The sequence below is a fragment of the Streptomyces sp. NPDC029014 genome (assembly GCF_055564695.1).
The window spans coordinates 84102-98776 of record NZ_JBVHVT010000018.1 but is presented as its reverse complement, the minus strand read 5'-3'; the positions used below and the strand labels follow the sequence as shown (position 1 = coordinate 98776).

At 73.2% G+C, this 14675-nt stretch carries 14 protein-coding genes and 1 tRNA gene; 7 read left to right on the top strand and 8 right to left on the bottom strand.

What is annotated here, in order from left to right; genetic code table 11:
* Window positions 1-30: 30 nt before the first annotated feature.
* Complete coding sequence (locus ACZ4VL_RS12675) at window positions 31-1410, top strand: MFS transporter (RefSeq protein ID WP_468198989.1); 1380 nt, start codon at window positions 31-33, stop codon at window positions 1408-1410.
* Window positions 1411-1420: 10 nt separating this feature from the next.
* Here the strand turns inward: ACZ4VL_RS12675 and ACZ4VL_RS12670 are convergent, their stop codons facing one another.
* A complete protein-coding gene (locus ACZ4VL_RS12670) occupies window positions 1421-1597 on the bottom strand; it encodes a hypothetical protein (protein WP_468198987.1) in 177 nt (58 codons plus the stop codon).
* A 796-nt stretch (window positions 1598-2393) separates the two neighbouring features.
* A complete protein-coding gene (locus ACZ4VL_RS12665) occupies window positions 2394-2615 on the bottom strand; it encodes a hypothetical protein (protein WP_468198984.1) in 222 nt (73 codons plus the stop codon).
* A gap of 128 nt (window positions 2616-2743) precedes the next feature.
* Between ACZ4VL_RS12665 and ACZ4VL_RS12660 the strand changes: the two genes are divergently transcribed.
* On the top strand, window positions 2744-3259 hold the full coding sequence (locus tag ACZ4VL_RS12660) for a hypothetical protein (protein ID WP_468199042.1): 516 nt from the start codon (window positions 2744-2746) through the stop codon (window positions 3257-3259).
* A 134-nt stretch (window positions 3260-3393) separates the two neighbouring features.
* Here ACZ4VL_RS12660 and ACZ4VL_RS12655 read toward each other — a convergent pair.
* Window positions 3394-3468 (bottom strand) — tRNA-Val (locus ACZ4VL_RS12655).
* A gap of 65 nt (window positions 3469-3533) precedes the next feature.
* On the opposite strand from ACZ4VL_RS12655, the gene ACZ4VL_RS12650 reads away from it, so the two are divergent.
* Together ACZ4VL_RS12650 and ACZ4VL_RS12645 are read left to right on the top strand one after the other, a co-directional pair.
* A complete protein-coding gene (locus ACZ4VL_RS12650; protein WP_468198982.1) occupies window positions 3534-4823 on the top strand; it encodes a hypothetical protein in 1290 nt (429 codons plus the stop codon).
* A 336-nt stretch (window positions 4824-5159) separates the two neighbouring features.
* Window positions 5160-5702 (top strand): DUF4383 domain-containing protein, encoded by a 543-nt coding sequence (locus ACZ4VL_RS12645; protein WP_468199037.1) that lies wholly within the window; start codon window positions 5160-5162, stop codon window positions 5700-5702.
* Window positions 5703-5711: 9 nt separating this feature from the next.
* Here the strand turns inward: ACZ4VL_RS12645 and ACZ4VL_RS12640 are convergent, their stop codons facing one another.
* Window positions 5712-6854, bottom strand: a complete 1143-nt coding sequence (locus tag ACZ4VL_RS12640) for an ArsR/SmtB family transcription factor (RefSeq protein WP_468198980.1) — start codon at window positions 6852-6854, stop codon at window positions 5712-5714.
* A gap of 119 nt (window positions 6855-6973) precedes the next feature.
* On the opposite strand from ACZ4VL_RS12640, the gene ACZ4VL_RS12635 reads away from it, so the two are divergent.
* Entirely contained in the window at window positions 6974-7933 is a 960-nt protein-coding gene (locus ACZ4VL_RS12635; RefSeq protein WP_468198978.1) for an aldo/keto reductase, read from the top strand.
* An 80-nt stretch (window positions 7934-8013) separates the two neighbouring features.
* Complete coding sequence (locus ACZ4VL_RS12630; protein WP_179172463.1) at window positions 8014-8217, top strand: FmdB family zinc ribbon protein; 204 nt, start codon at window positions 8014-8016, stop codon at window positions 8215-8217.
* Between the two features lie 69 nt (window positions 8218-8286).
* On the opposite strand, the gene ACZ4VL_RS12625 is transcribed toward ACZ4VL_RS12630, so the two are convergent.
* The 4 genes from ACZ4VL_RS12625 to ACZ4VL_RS12610 all read right to left on the bottom strand — a co-directional run bounded on the left by ACZ4VL_RS12625 (window position 8287) and on the right by ACZ4VL_RS12610 (window position 13668).
* Window positions 8287-8949 (bottom strand): O-methyltransferase, encoded by a 663-nt coding sequence (locus ACZ4VL_RS12625; RefSeq protein WP_468198975.1) that lies wholly within the window; start codon window positions 8947-8949, stop codon window positions 8287-8289.
* Window positions 8946-9776, bottom strand: a complete 831-nt coding sequence (locus tag ACZ4VL_RS12620; protein ID WP_468198973.1) for an HAD family hydrolase — start codon at window positions 9774-9776, stop codon at window positions 8946-8948. The genes ACZ4VL_RS12625 and ACZ4VL_RS12620 overlap by 4 nt, the downstream gene beginning before the upstream one ends.
* Window positions 9773-12415 (bottom strand): phosphoribosyltransferase, encoded by a 2643-nt coding sequence (locus ACZ4VL_RS12615; RefSeq protein WP_468198971.1) that lies wholly within the window; start codon window positions 12413-12415, stop codon window positions 9773-9775. Before ACZ4VL_RS12615 ends, ACZ4VL_RS12620 begins: the two co-directional genes overlap by 4 nt.
* Before the next feature lie 77 nt (window positions 12416-12492).
* Window positions 12493-13668: an HpcH/HpaI aldolase/citrate lyase family protein gene (locus tag ACZ4VL_RS12610; protein WP_468198969.1), complete on the bottom strand. Its 1176-nt coding sequence runs from the start codon at window positions 13666-13668 to the stop codon at window positions 12493-12495.
* Window positions 13669-13862: 194 nt separating this feature from the next.
* Here ACZ4VL_RS12610 and ACZ4VL_RS12605 point away from each other — a divergent pair, with 194 nt between their 5' ends.
* On the top strand, window positions 13863-14657 hold the full coding sequence (locus ACZ4VL_RS12605) for a TerD family protein (protein ID WP_468198966.1): 795 nt from the start codon (window positions 13863-13865) through the stop codon (window positions 14655-14657).
* The last annotated feature ends 18 nt before the right edge of the window (window positions 14658-14675 follow it).

The following is a 14675-nucleotide window of genomic DNA, read 5'->3' as shown; positions in this document are numbered from 1 at the left end:
CTTCCGGTCCCAGGCGCGGAGGCGACACCGGTGTCCGACACGCGTAGTTCGAGCAAGCCGTCGAAGGAGCAGCGTCGGGTCCTCGCCCCGCTCGCTCTCGCCCAGTTCATCTGCAGCTTCGCCGGCTCCAACATGAACGTGATGATCAACGACATCAGCGAGGACCTCGACACGACCGTGCAGGGCGTGCAGAACGCGATCACGATTTTCCTGCTGGTGATGGCGGCGCTGATGATTCCCGGCGGGAAGCTGACCGACCGCTACGGCCGCAAGCGCTGCCTCCTCGCCGGTCTCGTGATCTACGGCGTCGGCGCCCTGCTCAGCGCGGCCGCGCCCGGGCTGGGCGTGCTGATCCTCGGCAATTCGATCCTGGAGGGCGTCGGCACGGCCCTGCTCATCCCGCCCGTGTACATCCTGACGACGCTGATCTTCACGGACCTGACCTCACGCGCCCGCGCCTTCGGCGTGATCATGGCGCTGGGCGGGATCGGTGCGGCCGCCGGACCGCTGATCGGCGGGCTCATCACGTCGGCACTGAGCTGGCGGGCGGCCTTCGTGTTCCAGGCCCTGGTCATCGTCGTGATCGTCGCGCTCAGCCGGCACCTCGAGGACCCGCTGCCGCCCGATCCGACGCGCCCGTTCGACACCACCGGCGCGGTCCTCTCGGCGGTCGGCCTCGTCCTCGTCGTCATGGGCATCCTGGCGGCCGACAACAACGTCTGGCTCATGATCGCCCTGCTCGTGCTCGGCGCCCTCGTCCTCTTCTGGTTCTTCCGCTCGATCCGCGCCAAGGAGCGGGCGGGGCATGAGCCGCTGCTGTCCACCAGCCTGTTCCACAACCGGACGTCCAACCTGGGTCTGGTCACGCAGAACGTGCAGTGGCTGCTGCTGATGGGCACCTCGTTCACGGTCGCCGCGTACCTCCAGGTCGTCCGCGGCTACGACGCCATCCAGACCGGCGTCATCTTCACCGCGGCCACGCTGGGCCTGCTCGTGTCGTCCCTGGCCGCGGAACGCCTCGCCGAGCGGCGGCCCCAGCGGACCCTGATCATGACCGGCTTCTGCGTCACCATCGCCGGCATCGCCGTCCTCATCGCACTGGCCGGCAGCACCCCGAACCCCTGGGCGCTGGCCCCGGGGCTGCTGCTGATCGGGCTGGGCCTCGGCGTGATGCTGACCCCGTCGGTCAACGTCGTCCAGTCGAGCTTCCCCGAGGAGGAGCAGGGCGAGATCTCCGGCCTCTCCCGCAGCGTGTCGAACCTCGGCTCGTCCCTCGGCACGGCGGTCGCCGGCACGATCCTGGTCTCGGGCCTGACCAGCAGCGCCTACGCCGCCGCCATGATCACCCTGGCCGTGATCGGCCTGACCGGCCTGACGGCCGCCACCCTCCTCCCGAAAACCCCCCGCTGACGGCCGGGACTCACTTCCTCTTCCGCAGCCTGCGCATCTTGTCCTCGGCTTCCTTCTTCTTCCGCTGCGCCACCCCGTACGCGGTCCAGGCCCCCTGGTGCTTGGCGCACTGCCCGCTCCCGCCGATCGCCTTGTTCCGGCACCGCCCACCACTCTGCGTGACGGCCCCACACCGCGGCTGCGTCATCCCGCCCCCTCCCGAGTAGACCCCCACCAGGCTGGCGCCCCCTTCCAGCGACCGGAAAGGGGCGCACGCCGGGCACCCCGAAGCGCACGGGTCGCACGGCACGACCCGGCACCGACAAACCGTCAGGACGGAGCAAACTGCACTAAGCCAGTTCGCCGTTCCATCGGCATTTGACCAACCAACCAGAACAACCAGCGCAAAAGTGGACAGACAGCCGCACGCTCGAGTTGTAGTCACCACGGTCGCAGCAGTCGCGATCCGCAAGCCGGTTGACGGGCGTCGAACGCCGGACTGCAGCCCGCCGAAACGACACCACCCCAAAGAGCACTGCGGGGCCGGATGCTGCCCCACCGGCAGGCTCGCCCACTGCCGCAGGGCAGAGCTCGACGATGTTCGACTCCTTCCTCAGCGCGGGCCGAAGCATCGGCCGAGGCGGTCCAGCTCTCCGGCGAGGACGTGCAAGAGGCCTACTCGCTGAAGGGCAAGGGAATGCAGGCCGACGCCACGGTCAACTGCGTGGACGTCGACGGCCAGCCGCACACCTTCAACAAGAGCATCACGATCACGAGGCCGGCGGGCTCCACGGAAACCCAAGCCGTCAACCGCCGGGGGCTCCGAAACGTCCCCGAACCGCCCCCGGAAACGACGAAACGGGCTCCCGGAAAGTGCTCCCGAAGCCCGCTCGCACGGAAAATGCCCGTTGGGGCACGGTGGGCGCGGACGGTTTCGAACCGCCGACTTCTGCTTTGTAAGCTCGAATCGGGGCTCTGTCGCCGCGTGGTCTGGGACAACGGTCCTACAGCTTGATCATCTTGGCGTACGGGCTCAAGATCCGCTCTCGCGTCGAGCCGAAATCGACGAGCGTCGCGGTTCCGTCCTCGACACCGATCACTCGGCCGAGTCCGTACACGTCGTGCGTGACCAGGTCACCCACCGCGAAGTGCTTGAGGGGTGGCACGGTCGGGGCTTTGAAGGGGCTGCTCGGCAGATGGCGCTTCGGTGCGGCTGGCTTTGTCATTGCGACCAGTATGCGCCCGCCGGGCTCCGACCGGACCCCCGTGCGCATCACCGTTCGGACCCGATCCCCGCGCCTTCCGGATCGGCGACGGGGAAGGGCCGGAGAGGATCCGACCCGCCCTGGGCATCGTGCTGGCCATCGCCCACAGGGACATCAGCTACGTCGTCGGCCCGCTCGCCGCGGCAATCGAGCTGATCCGCCTGGTCACCGCGATGTGGGGACCGCTGGTCACCCTCGGCCCGTGGGCCGCGCACGCCGCGCCGTGGGCGTTGGGCCGCAAGCGACAGGCTGCCCCCCAGTGGGCCATGCCCGCCGGCCAGCGCGACGACGCCGACGCCCCGATCACCCCCTCGATCGTCGTCACCGCCCTGCGCGCGCTCGCCCTGTGGCTGGCCCCCGACCGCACGGTCGAGTTCCGGATCGCCGACCTCAAGGGCATCGGAGACTGGGGGATGTTCGACGGCCTCGCCACCGTCCCCGCGTGGGCCCGCGAGTGGCGGCAGGCCGTAGCGGTCGCCTACCACCCCGGCGGGGCCGGACTCACCGTCGTGGGCCTCGACAACGCCGACGTGGTCGCCGGGGCCCGGCAGAACCTCCCCGCAACACTCAGATCGCCGTCACGACGAACATCTACACCCCCGTGACCAACGGCAGTAGGCGGGAGACCATGGGGCACATGGACCGGCTGCTGCGCCGGCGGCGGTCGGCCGAGTAGGCGACTGCCGTCACCTGTAGCCGTCAAAGGCCCCCAACCGTGATCGGTTGGGGGCCTCTTGACTGGTGGGCGCGGACGGTTTCGAACCGCCGACATCTGCTTTGTAAGAGCAGCGCTCTACCCCTGAGCTACGCACCCGTGGATGAGTGGACAGCCTACATGGCGGGCACGCCCCCCACGCAAACCCGTTCGTGTGGGAGAGAATGGACCGGGCATGGCGGAGGCGGGCGCGGTACGGGAGAGGGATTGTGACGACGGCATCCCGGCGGTGGTTCGGTGGGCGGGACGACAGTCGGCGGGCGGACGCCCAGGCGGCCAAGGACGCCGCGGCTGCAGCGTTCTACGAGCTGGACACGGCGCAGCGGGATCTGCGGATCTCGATCGAGACCATCGCGGCCGCGGACGCTTCGCCCGCGGCGCGGCAGGCGGGCGAGGGGTTCGCCGCGCTGGGGCGGCGGATCGACCAGGCCAGCCACGTGTACATCGAGGCGGTCGACGCGCACGACCTGGACCGGCCCGAGCTGGACGGTGCCGTCGCGGCGCGGGCGCGGGACCAGCTGACGCGGGCCCGCGAGGAGCTCGTACGGGCCAAGGCGGAGCTGGATCGCTTTGCTCAGGGCATCCAGCCGCTGCTGGACCGGGCCGAGACGCAGCTCGCGCGGGTGGCGCCGGCCCGGGAGCGGGCGAAGGCGGCGCTGCTGGCGGCGAGCACGGCGCTGGACGAGGTCCGCGGGACGGGGATGCGGGCCGATGACCTGGCGGCGCGGCTGGCTGCGCTCGGGCCAGAGCTGACCCTGCTGAACCAGGGCGTCGCCCAGCACGGGGTGCAGGACACCCTGCAGCGCGCCGACCGGATCCTGCGGGACGCCGAGGCGATACGCGCCGAGCTGGCGCGGCTGCCGGAGCGGGCAGCGGAGATCGACCGGCGGCTGGTCAGCCTGCGGACCCGGGCGCAGGCGCTGGGCAACCGGGCGGACCGGGTGGATCCGGTGCTCAGCGAGCTGCGCCGCCGGTTCAGCGCGGCGTGCTGGCAGGACCTGCAGCACGTGCCGGAACAGGCCGTACGGGATGTCGCACGGGTGGAGGAGCAGCTGCGGGAGGCCGGGCGGGCGCGGGAGGAACAGCGCTGGGCGGACGTGACGGCGCTGATCGACGCGGTACGGGCGGCCCTGGACTCCACCGACGAGGCGGTGTCGGCCGCGCAGGACCGGCTGACCCGGCTGGAGGCGGTGGCCCGGGACCCGCAGCAGGAGGTGCAGCGGACCCGGTTCGTGATCCGGGACGCGCAGCGGCTGGCGATGGAGGGCCGCAGCGTGCCCGATCCGCGGCACGCGGGACCGCTGGACGAGTCGGTGGCCCGGGTCGAGCGGGCGCTGGCCTCGCTGGAGGGACGTCACCCCGACTACTGGCACTTCCTCCAGGAGATGGAGGACGTCCGGGCGGTGGTGGGCCGGGTGGTGGCCGACCTGCGGGGCCGGCGCGCCAGCGGCTGAGCCGGGCGGGGCACGGCCGGGGCACGGCCCGGGTGCGACCGGGCAGGAGTTGTCCGGGGGTGGGCATCGGCGGATGCTGGGAGGGACAGGGACGGAGCAGAGGAGGGCGGGATGGCTGCCCACACTTCCCACACGGCTCGTTCTTCCCGTAGGGCTCGTGCGTCTCAAGCAGCGTCTGCTTCCGCGGCAGCTGCTGCGCCGCGTGAGGGATATGCGCCTCACGCCGCCTACGGGTGTCACGAGGCCCATGAGAATTACGCGCCCTACGTACCCCACGAGCCCTACGGGCCGCAGGTGCCGCAGGAGACCCACCGGCTGAGGCGCCGCGTGCGCCGCATGGTGCACCCCGTCGAGGCGCAGCTCGACGAGCACCTGCCCGTCGACCACAAGCTCAGCACGGTGTACCGGGTCGGTGCCGGTCTGACGGGGATCCTGCTCGTCGTCTTCGGGATCCTCGGGCTGATGAACCGGATCGGGTTCTTCGACACCGGCGGCGACCGGGTGCTCTCCCTCAACACCAACGGCGCGCTGAGCGTCCTGTCGATCTGTGTCGGCCTGCTGCTCTTCATCGGGATGGTGATCGGCGGGAACTTCGCGTCGACGATCAACATCGTGCTCGGCCTGGCCTTCATCGCGAGCGGGTTCGTGAACCTGGCCCTGCTGGACACGGGGCTGAACTTCCTCGCCTTCGAGATCCAGAACGTGCTGTTCAGCTTCGTCGTCGGCGTGATGCTGATGTGGTTCGGGATGTACGGGCGGGTGGGCAGCGCCCTGCCGCACGACAACCCGTACTGGCGGGCCCGCCACCCCGAGCAGGCGGCCCGCGAGGACCGGGCCCGGGCCCGAGCGCGCCCGGCGACCCCCGCCACCGGGCACTGACCCCGACAGCTAACCCATAGCCATAGCCGGCCCCGGCCCCTGCGCCCGGCCCGGCCGGCCTCCCGCCGCACCCCCCGGTGCGTCCGCGGCCGCGGCCAGCAGGGCTTCGGCCGCGGCGGTACGGGCGTACAGCACCGTCCGGCCGGCCCGGTGGGCGCTGGCCAGGCCCGCGTCGCGCAGTGCGGTCAGGCACTGGGAGACCCGCGCCGGGGAGAGGCCCGTACGGTCGGCGAGCTCGGTGGTGGAGGCCGGGCTGTCCAGCTCCGCCAGGAGCGTGCTGCGCGACCGCCCGAGGACGACCGCCAGGGCCGCGGAGGCGGTCCGGGACCGCGTCTCCCACAGGGAGCCGGTGCCCCGCGCGGGATAGACGAGCTGGGGCGGGTCCGGCGGCGCCACCCGGGTGGAGAGGCCGGAGGCCTTGAACGCCGAGGGGATCAGCAGCAGCCCCGGCCCCGCCGCCTCCCGGCTGAGCGCGCGCTGCGGGGACCGCGGAGGGGCCAGCCGCAGGGCGACGCCGTCCCAGTCGGCCTGCGGGTCCAGGTCCGTGAGGAGGCGGGCGGCGCCGTGCTCGGCGGACTGCCGGGCCCGGTACAGGACGTCGGCGTCGAGCAGGGCCCGGATCCGGGCCCAGTACGGGGAGAGGGCCAGCTCCCAGAAGGCCTCGGCCTCCTCCGCGACCCGGGCCAGCCGGCCGCGCGGATCCGCGTGCAGCGCGCGCAGCCGCGGGCCGAGCCGGCCCTGGTGCCGCCCGAGGTGTTCGAGGTCCCGGCGCACCCGCTCCGCCGGAGTCGCGGTGACCGCGGCGAGCTCCTGCTCCAGTGCGGGTGCCGGACCGGAGGGCGCCGGGGTGAGGAAGTCGGGGGCGTAGCGGGAGGCGGCCGGGATCAGCTCGGCGAGCCAACCCCGGTCCAGGCCGGCCGCGGCCACCCGCGGCCCCACCTGCGCCAGCCACGGCCCGTGCACGGCATGCCCGGCATGCCCGGCCACCCGCCCACCAGCCGCCGGACCCGGCGCCGGACCCGGCCCCGGCGCCTCGCCCCAGGACCGGGCCAGCAGCCGGAAGGCAGCCATCAACTGCCACATCGGCGACACGGCGAACCGCGTCCGCGCCAGATCGTCCGCCGAGAACGACAGCACCGTCGGCCGGCCCATGACAGTCCCCCGCCCCCTCTTCCGCCGCCCCGACGCCCCGACGTCCCGCCGCCCCGCCGCGGATTCAGCTGGAACGGAATCATTGGCGGCCCACCCTATCGACCGTTGATCATTCCGGCATGACCCCACAGAAGATCACCGCAGCGGCCTCGGGCACCTGGAACCTCGGCGACCTCCGCGTCAACCGGATCGGCTTCGGCGCGATGCGGATCACCCAGGACGGCGCCGCCTTCGACCCCGCCGCGGCCCCGAGCGGCCGCGACCGCGCGATCGGCGTACTGCGCCGCGCGGTCGAGCTGGGCGTGAACCACATCGACACCGCCGCCTTCTACTTCTCCCGCCTGCGCTCCGCCAACGAACTGATCAACCGTGCGCTCGCGCCCTACGCGGACGACCTCGTCATCACCACCAAGGTCGGGCCGAGCCGCGGCCCGTCCGGCTCCTGGATGCCCCACGCCACCCCCGAGCAGCTGCGCGGGCAGGTCGAGCAGAACCTGCGCGAGCTGGGCCGGGACCACCTCGACGTGGTCAACCTGCGCATCGTCGGCACCGGGTCCATCGCCGAACGCTTCGGCGCGCTGGCCGAGCTGCGCGAGGCCGGGCTCATCCGTCACCTGGGCCTGTCCAACGTCCGGCCCCACCACCTCACCGAAGCACAGGCCATCGCCCCGGTGGTCTGCGTGCAGAACGCGTACGGTCTCGGCTTCGCCCCCGAGCAGCGGGCCGAGCAGCGGGAGTTCGTACGGCTCTGCGGTGAACGGGGCGTCGCGTACGTCCCGTTCTACGCGCTGGCCGGGTCGCGCCGCGAGGCCGGCCTGCACCCCTCCGACGCCGCCCCGGACACCGCCTCCACCTCCGACGCCGCCGCCGACGCCGCGGCCGCCGCCGTCTCCGCCATCGCGGACGCCCGCGGGGTGAGCCAGGCCCAGGTGCGGCTGGCGTGGACGCTCCACCTCGGGGACCACGTCCTGGCGATTCCGGGGACCGGCGACCCGGACCACCTGGCCGACAACATCGCCGCGGGCGCGCTGCGCCTTTCCGAGGACGAGCTCCGCCTCCTGGACCCCGACGGTCGCTAGTGCCGTGCCCCGCCCAGCACACCGGGTGCCGCGGACCGGGGACCGCGGACCGGGCGGGGCGTCCTCGGTAGCCTTGGGCCATGCCTCGATACGAATTCCGCTGCCGGACCTGCGACGACACCTTTGAGGTCAGCCGTCCCATGGCCGAGTCGTCCGCGCCCGCCGACTGCCCCGCCGGGCACTCCGACACCGTCAAGCTGCTCTCCGCCGTGGCCGTCGGCGGGACCAGCAGCGCCCCCGCCCCGTCCGGCGGGGGCTGCTGCGGCGGCGGAGGCTGCTGCTAGCCCACCTGCCCGACCGTCGCCCTGCCCGCAGGGCCGCGGTCGGGCGGTCGGGCGGTCGGGCGGTCGGCGTCAGCGCTTGCGCGACAGGGTGAGCCCGTCCGAGATCGCCAGCAGTACGGACTCCATCCGCGGATCCGCCGCGACGTGTTCGTTGTAGGCGCGGACTCCGGCCGCCGACCCGCTCGTCGCCGTCTCGTCCAGGACCGTGCCGTGGAACAGCGTGTTGTCGGTAACGATCAGCCCGCCGGGCCGCATCCGCGGCACGAGCTCCTCCCAGTAGGCGATCTGGTTCTCCTTGTCCGCGTCCACGTACGCCATGTCGACGTGCGGCTCGGCCGGCATGGCCCGGAGCGTGTCCAGGGCCGGGGCGATGCGCAGGTCGATGCGGTCGGCGACGCCGGCCGCCTCCCAGGCCTGCCGCCCGTACGCGGTCCACTCCTCGGAGATGTCGCAGGCGATCAGCAGGCCGTCCGCGGGCATCGCCTGGGCCATGGAGAGGGTGGAGAAGCCGGTGAAGGTGCCGATCTCGACGATGCGGCGGGCTCCGGTCAGCCGGACCAGGAAGGCCAGCAGCGGGCCCTGCTCCTCCGCCGACTGCATGCCGGCGACGTCGGGGAACTCGGCGTACGTCGTCTCCACCAGCCCCCGCTGGATCTCGTCCAGCGGGGGGTTGTGGTCGAGCACGTACCGGTAGAGCTCGTCAGTGATCTTTGTCGTGTTGCCCTTGGTCATGCGCCAAGTGTGCCTACTTCACGGGCAGTCCGGGCGAACGCCCGCACGATCTCCTCGCCCGCCATGACGCCCTTCTCCGCCAGGGCCGTGACCGTGGGCGCGTGCCAGCCGGCGTCGGCCAGTTCGCCGTGCCCGGGCCGCCAGGCCGTATCGGCGGCGAGCAGCAGGTCGGCGTCGAGCAGCGAGTCACCGGCCGCCAGGGTCGTGGACGCACCCGTGCGCCGGGCCACTTCGCGCATCGCCGCGCTCTTCGTCAGCGGCCGCGGGACCGCGTAGACCTTGCGGCCCTGGAGCGAGACCGTCCAGCCGCGGGCCTCCGCCCACTCGGTCAGCCCCTTGATCCACTCCTCCGGGAGCAGGTCGCGTTCGACGACGAGGTACGCGAACAGGTCCTCCGCCACCCGTGCCTTGCGCAGCCAGACCGGGTCGGCGGTCGCCAGCAGGTGCTGGTGCACCTCCTCCAGCGGGGCGCACTCCTCGGCCAGTCGGGCGGCCACCTGCCGGCGCCACTCCCGGTCCGGTTCCCCGTCCACGAGCAGCTGACCGCCGTTGGCGCAGATCGCGTACGGTGCCGGCCGGCCGGGGAAGCGGATGCGCTGGTACTGCTTGCGAGTGCGGGTCGTCGTGGGGACGAACACCACCGAGGGGTCCGCGGTCAGTTCGGCCAGCAGGGCCGCCGCGGTCTCCGTCATGTACGACAGCGGCTTGCTCTCGTGCACCTCCACGCACAGCAGCCGCGGCGCGGCCGCGTCGGGCACGGTCAGGCCGAGGGCCGCCGACGAGTAGATGAGCGTACGGTCGAGATCGCTGGCTACCAGGACAGTCACTTGGAGGTCACGGCCTTTCCGTCGGCGCCGGTCGCGCCGCGCGTGTATCGGGGGTGGATGAGTCCCACGCAGGTGTAGGGCAGGCCGTCGACCTCCTCCACCGGCACCCCGCGCTGCTCGGCGAGGAGCCGTACGTGGTCCAGGTCGGGGCCGGCGCCGCGCCGGGCCAGCACCTTCCACGGCACCCGGCGCAGCAGCACCCGGGTGGTCTCGCCGACGCCGGGCTTGACCAGGTTGACGTCGTGGATGCCGTACTCCTCGCTGATCCGCTCCACGGCGGCCCAGCCCTCCCAGGTCGGGGTGCGGTCGGCCGCGAGGAGCTCCTTGACGTCGGCGTCGACGGCATCGGCGACCTCCTCGAAGCGGGCGGCGACGGCGTCGACGAAGTCGACGGAGACGTCTGCCCCGGCGAGCTCGCGGTAGAACTTCGCGCCGTGGAAGTCGGCGGGCCCGACCAGGTCGGACCGGAGCACGGTACGGGATATGAGGCCCGACACGGTGGAGTTGAGGCAGGCCGAGGGGATCAGGAAGTCCTCGCGGGTGCCGTACGTGGGCACGCACGAGCCGGGGTCGGCCAGGACCACGATGTCCGGGTCGAACGCGGGACCGCCCTCCTGGTCCCGGTGGGCGCGCAGGGCGGCGGACAGCTCGCGGGTGATGGCGCCCTTGCCGGTCCAGCCGTCGACGAAGACGACATCGGCGGGGTCGTGGTGGGCGGCCAGCCAGCGCAGCGCGTTGGCGTCGATGCCGCGGCCGCGCACGATGGAGACGGCGTAGTGCGGGAGGTCCAGGCCGTGCCGGGCCCGGGCCCAGCGGCGCATCAGCACGCCGACGGGCGTGCCGGCGCGGGCCAGGGAGACCAGGACCGGGGAGGGGGTGCGCTCGGCGAGGACGGTCTCGGTGACCGTGCCGACCGCCCGGGCGATCCGGGCGGCGGAGGCCTCCAGCGCGCTCCGGTAGAGCTCCTGGTACTGCTCGGACGGCTGGTACTCGACGGGGAGCGACTCGGCGTAGTGCGCACCGCCCCCCTGGATGGCCTCCTCGCGTTCCTCGGTCGGGGCCTCCAGGGCCACCCCGGAGAGGTCCTGGAGCAGCCAGCCGACGTCCTCGGCGGCGTACGAGGAGAAGGCGGGGCCGCGCAGCGGTTCGGGCAGGCGGGGCTGCGGCAGGGCCGGCTCGGGCACGGTCCGCTCGGACATGGTCGGCTCCTGCCGGTCGGGACTGGCGTCGGGGGCGGGCGGGGGCGTGGGCGCCGCGGGCACGTACGAGGGGACCACGGCGAGCAGGACCTGCCCGGTGTGCGGGGCCAGACGGGCGAGGAGCCCGTCGGCGGCATGCAGCGCGCTGGTGTCGCCCCGGCCGTCGACCACGGCGACGACGGTGTCGAAGCCGGCCCCGGCGACGTTGTAGGCGTACCGGTCGCCCGGCCCGTCGGCCGGGTCGTCGTGGGCGGGGAAGACGAGCCGGGTGCGGATCGCGTAGCCGGGGTCGTCGACGGCGAGGACGGGCGAGCGGGTGGTGGTGGAGAAGCGGACCTCGCGGGCCGCCCCGGACTCCTCCAGCGCGAGCGCGAGGCGCAGCGGCGCGTACATCAGCTCCTCGTTGCCGAGGACGAGGACCCGTCCGGGGGTGGTGCCCAGCGCGTCGGTGAGCTGCCCGGCCAGCGCGGGCAGGGCGGCCTCCAGGCGGTCGCGGTGCGCGGGGGTGAAGCCGTGGCGGCCGCCGTCGGGCACCCCGGCCGGCCAGGCCAGCTCGACCCGTCGGACCGGGGCGGGGCGGAGCGCGGGGACGGAACGTGCAGGCGCGGGGACGGAACCGGCAGGCGTGGGGACGGAACCGGCAGGCGCCGCGGAGGCCGCCTCCCGTTCGTACTGCTCGACCAGGGCCTGTCCCTCGGTCAGGACCCCCTCGGGCAGGTGCACGGTCCCCGAGGCCAGCGCGAGCAGGTCGACCCGCGCGCCGATCTCGGCGGCGAAGGCGCTGAGCCGCTCGCGGTCGGCGGGGGAGCGCACGTCGACGAGGGCGACGACCACGTAGTGCGTACGGGGGTGGCGGGCGTGCAGGTCGCGGATGGTGTTCAGGACGGTGTTGCCGGTGGAGAACTCGTCGTCCACGAGGACCAGCGGCCCGCCGCCCGCCAGCAGCTTCGGGTCCGCGGGCAGCAGCAGGTGGGAGGTGGCGTGCGAGTGGCTCTCCTCGAAGCCGCCGGCGGCGGCCACGCCCGGTACCGGGCGGCGCGTGGAGTGCAGGTAGGGGGCGGCGCCCAGGCCGTCGGCGACGCAGTGGCCGAGGCCGGTCGCGGTCTCGGCGTAGCCGAGGACCACTGCGGCGGCCGGGTCCTCCCCGGCGGCGTCGAGCAGGGCCCGGACCCGCCGGCCGAGCCCGTACCCGGCGGCGTGGACGGTGCGCGGGGACTGCGGGACGTGCTTGCCGAGCACCTGCGAGACCAGCAGGTGGGCCCGCTTGGGGTTGCGCCGCAGGGCGAGGCCGAGCAGCTCCGCCAGCCCGGGGCCGCGGGAGCCGTCCGCTCCCTCCAGGCGTACGCCCAGCCGGTCCGCGACCCAGGTTCCCGACCACACCGCGTCGATCGTCTTGCCCTTCTCCGCCATCACATCAGTCACACCAGTCACACCAGTCATGCGAGTCATGCCAGTCCAGTCATGCCGGTCACATCGGCCTCGTAAGCCATATCAGCCGCGTCCGCGCCCGTACACACTCACACCTGGAGCCCGGCCGTGAGCAGGTCGACGAAGCCGACCTGTTCCCTCGCCACCCCGAACACCTCGGCGCGCAGCATGGTGCGCTCCGCCCAGGCCCGGTGGGGCTTCACCTCGTTCATCTTGTTCGTGTAGGCGGAGCGCATGACGCCGCCGCCGGTGCGCTCGGGGCGCAGGATGTCCTGGGCGTCGCTGAACTCCTCGTGGGAGACCACCGACAGCGCGTGCACCGGCGTGACGTGCGCCGGGTGGATGCAGGTCTTGCCGAGGAGTCCGTTGGCCCGGTCGAGTTCGATCTCGCGCAGCAGCCCGTCGAGGTCGTGCTCGATCAGGGTGGTGCGCAGTTCCTCGGCGCCCTCCTCCAGGAAGGGGCTGCGCCGCAGCTGCGGCTTGAAGAGGCGCTGCTGGCGGCGGAAGTACTCCCAGACGGGGCCGGTCACGGTGAAGCCGGTGCCGTCGGCGCGGCTGAGCACGTTGACCACGTCGGCGATGACCCCGGCGACGATCTGGACGTCGTACGCGGTCATGTCGGGGGTGCGGCGCAGGCCGTACACGGAGCAGAAGTCGGTGACGCCGAGCCGCAGGGCGAGCACGCGCTCGCGGTACCGGTTGACCGTGCGGGAGATCCCGGCGAGGGCTTCGACGCGGGTTTCGAGGTGGAGCAGGTCCGGGGTCTCCAGGACGGGCATGGCGTAGAGCCGCGGGAGGCCGGTGAGGGCCTCCGCCTCGGCCACGGCGTCGAGGAAGGCGGGGCCGCGGCTCGCGGTGAACTTGGGCAGGACGAATCCGGCCAGCCGGTGGACGGAGCCGCCGAGGCGGCGGGCGAGGTCGGGGATCTGCTCGGGGGTGCGGACGCGGATGAAGAGGAGGGGGCTCTCCGGGCCGTCCGCGCCCTGCTCGTCGAGGGCGGCGAACTGGCGCACGAGGTTCTCCTCGGCGTCGTGCACGTCGCCGTCGCTGATGGAGTCCTCCAGGCACAGGACCATGGAGACGACTCCGCGGGCGGCCTGCTTGCGGATGTCGGCGGCGAGGTTCGGGCGGGTGGCCGGGCTGTAGAGGGTGGCTCCGAGCGCGGCGGCGAGCAGGCGTGCAGGGGAGGCGGCAGTGAACTCGGCCGGCTCCATGTAGAAGAGTTCCTTGCGGACCGCGGGCGATATGTGCCCAAAGTGACGCATGTGCTTCCCCCGTACTGCCTCGGCGGCCCAACTGGCGTGGCCGGTAATAGTACGTACGAATCTGGGTCAAGAGTTCCTCAAGCACATGAAGTTCAGGTAACCCTTATGCACCATGCCGACGGTCGGCGGCCGCGGCAAGGCCCTGCGGGGGGCCGCGTTGTTCCGCGCCGCCCCGGGAGGGCAGGATGACGGGCATGACGCACGCGATGCAGAAGGGCTCGAACATCCCGGTGACCACGGTGGCGGTCCGGGCGGTACTGCGCTGGACCGGCGGTCCCGACGTACCGGACGTGGACGCCTCGGCGCTGCTGGTGGGCCCGGACGGACGGGTGCGCTCGGACGAGGACTTCGTCTTCTACAACCAGCCCCGGCACCCCTCCGGGTCCGTGTGGCGGCTCGGCAAGAAGCAGGTCGGCGACTCCGTCACCGACGCCGTCCAGGCGGACCTGCGGACGGTGCCCCCGGTGGTGGACCGGATCCTGGTGGTCGCCTCCGCCGAGGACGTTCCGTTCGAGCGGGTCCACGACCTGCGGATCCTGCTGTACGACGCCACCGCGACCGGCGGCGCCGAACCGCTGGCCTACTTCGACGTACGGCCCGAGACCGGCGCCGAGACGGCGCTGATCTGCGGGGAGCTGTACCGCCGGGGCGACACGTGGAAGTTCCGCGCGCTCGGCGAGGGCTACTCCGACGGCCTGGTGGGACTGGCGACCGACCACGGGATCTCGGTGGACGAGAACGCCGCCGAGGGCGCCGAGGGCGCGTCCGCCGGCGCGGGCGCGGCCGGACCCACCTCCGAGCAGACGGCCGCGATGCAGCCGCCGACGCCGCCGTCCGGGCACCAGCCGACGCCGCAGACGCAGGCCCCGCCGGCCGCGCAGCCGGCGTACGGGTACCCGCAGCCGGTGTCCCCGGCGCCGGTGCCGGCCCCCGGCGGCGACCCGTCGTTCCGGCTGCCGGTGCAGGGCCCGCAGTTCGTCCGCCGCTGACGCCGCCCGGTGGGGGCG

Coding starts and splice junctions, on each gene's coding strand:
- ACZ4VL_RS12670 (WP_468198987.1), bottom strand. CDS start 1,597: ATGACGCAGCCGCGGTGTGGGGCCGTCACGCAGAGTGGTGGGCGGTGC.
- ACZ4VL_RS12665 (WP_468198984.1), bottom strand. CDS start 2,615: ATGACAAAGCCAGCCGCACCGAAGCGCCATCTGCCGAGCAGCCCCTTC.
- ACZ4VL_RS12650 (WP_468198982.1), top strand. CDS start 3,534: ATGGACCGGGCATGGCGGAGGCGGGCGCGGTACGGGAGAGGGATTGTG.
- ACZ4VL_RS12645 (WP_468199037.1), top strand. CDS start 5,160: ATGGTGCACCCCGTCGAGGCGCAGCTCGACGAGCACCTGCCCGTCGAC.
- ACZ4VL_RS12640 (WP_468198980.1), bottom strand. CDS start 6,854: ATGGGCCGGCCGACGGTGCTGTCGTTCTCGGCGGACGATCTGGCGCGG.
- ACZ4VL_RS12635 (WP_468198978.1), top strand. CDS start 6,974: ATGACCCCACAGAAGATCACCGCAGCGGCCTCGGGCACCTGGAACCTC.
- ACZ4VL_RS12630 (WP_179172463.1), top strand. CDS start 8,014: ATGCCTCGATACGAATTCCGCTGCCGGACCTGCGACGACACCTTTGAG.
- ACZ4VL_RS12625 (WP_468198975.1), bottom strand. CDS start 8,949: ATGACCAAGGGCAACACGACAAAGATCACTGACGAGCTCTACCGGTAC.
- ACZ4VL_RS12615 (WP_468198971.1), bottom strand. CDS start 12,415: ATGACTGGTGTGACTGGTGTGACTGATGTGATGGCGGAGAAGGGCAAG.
- ACZ4VL_RS12610 (WP_468198969.1), bottom strand. CDS start 13,668: ATGCGTCACTTTGGGCACATATCGCCCGCGGTCCGCAAGGAACTCTTC.
- ACZ4VL_RS12605 (WP_468198966.1), top strand. CDS start 13,863: ATGACGCACGCGATGCAGAAGGGCTCGAACATCCCGGTGACCACGGTG.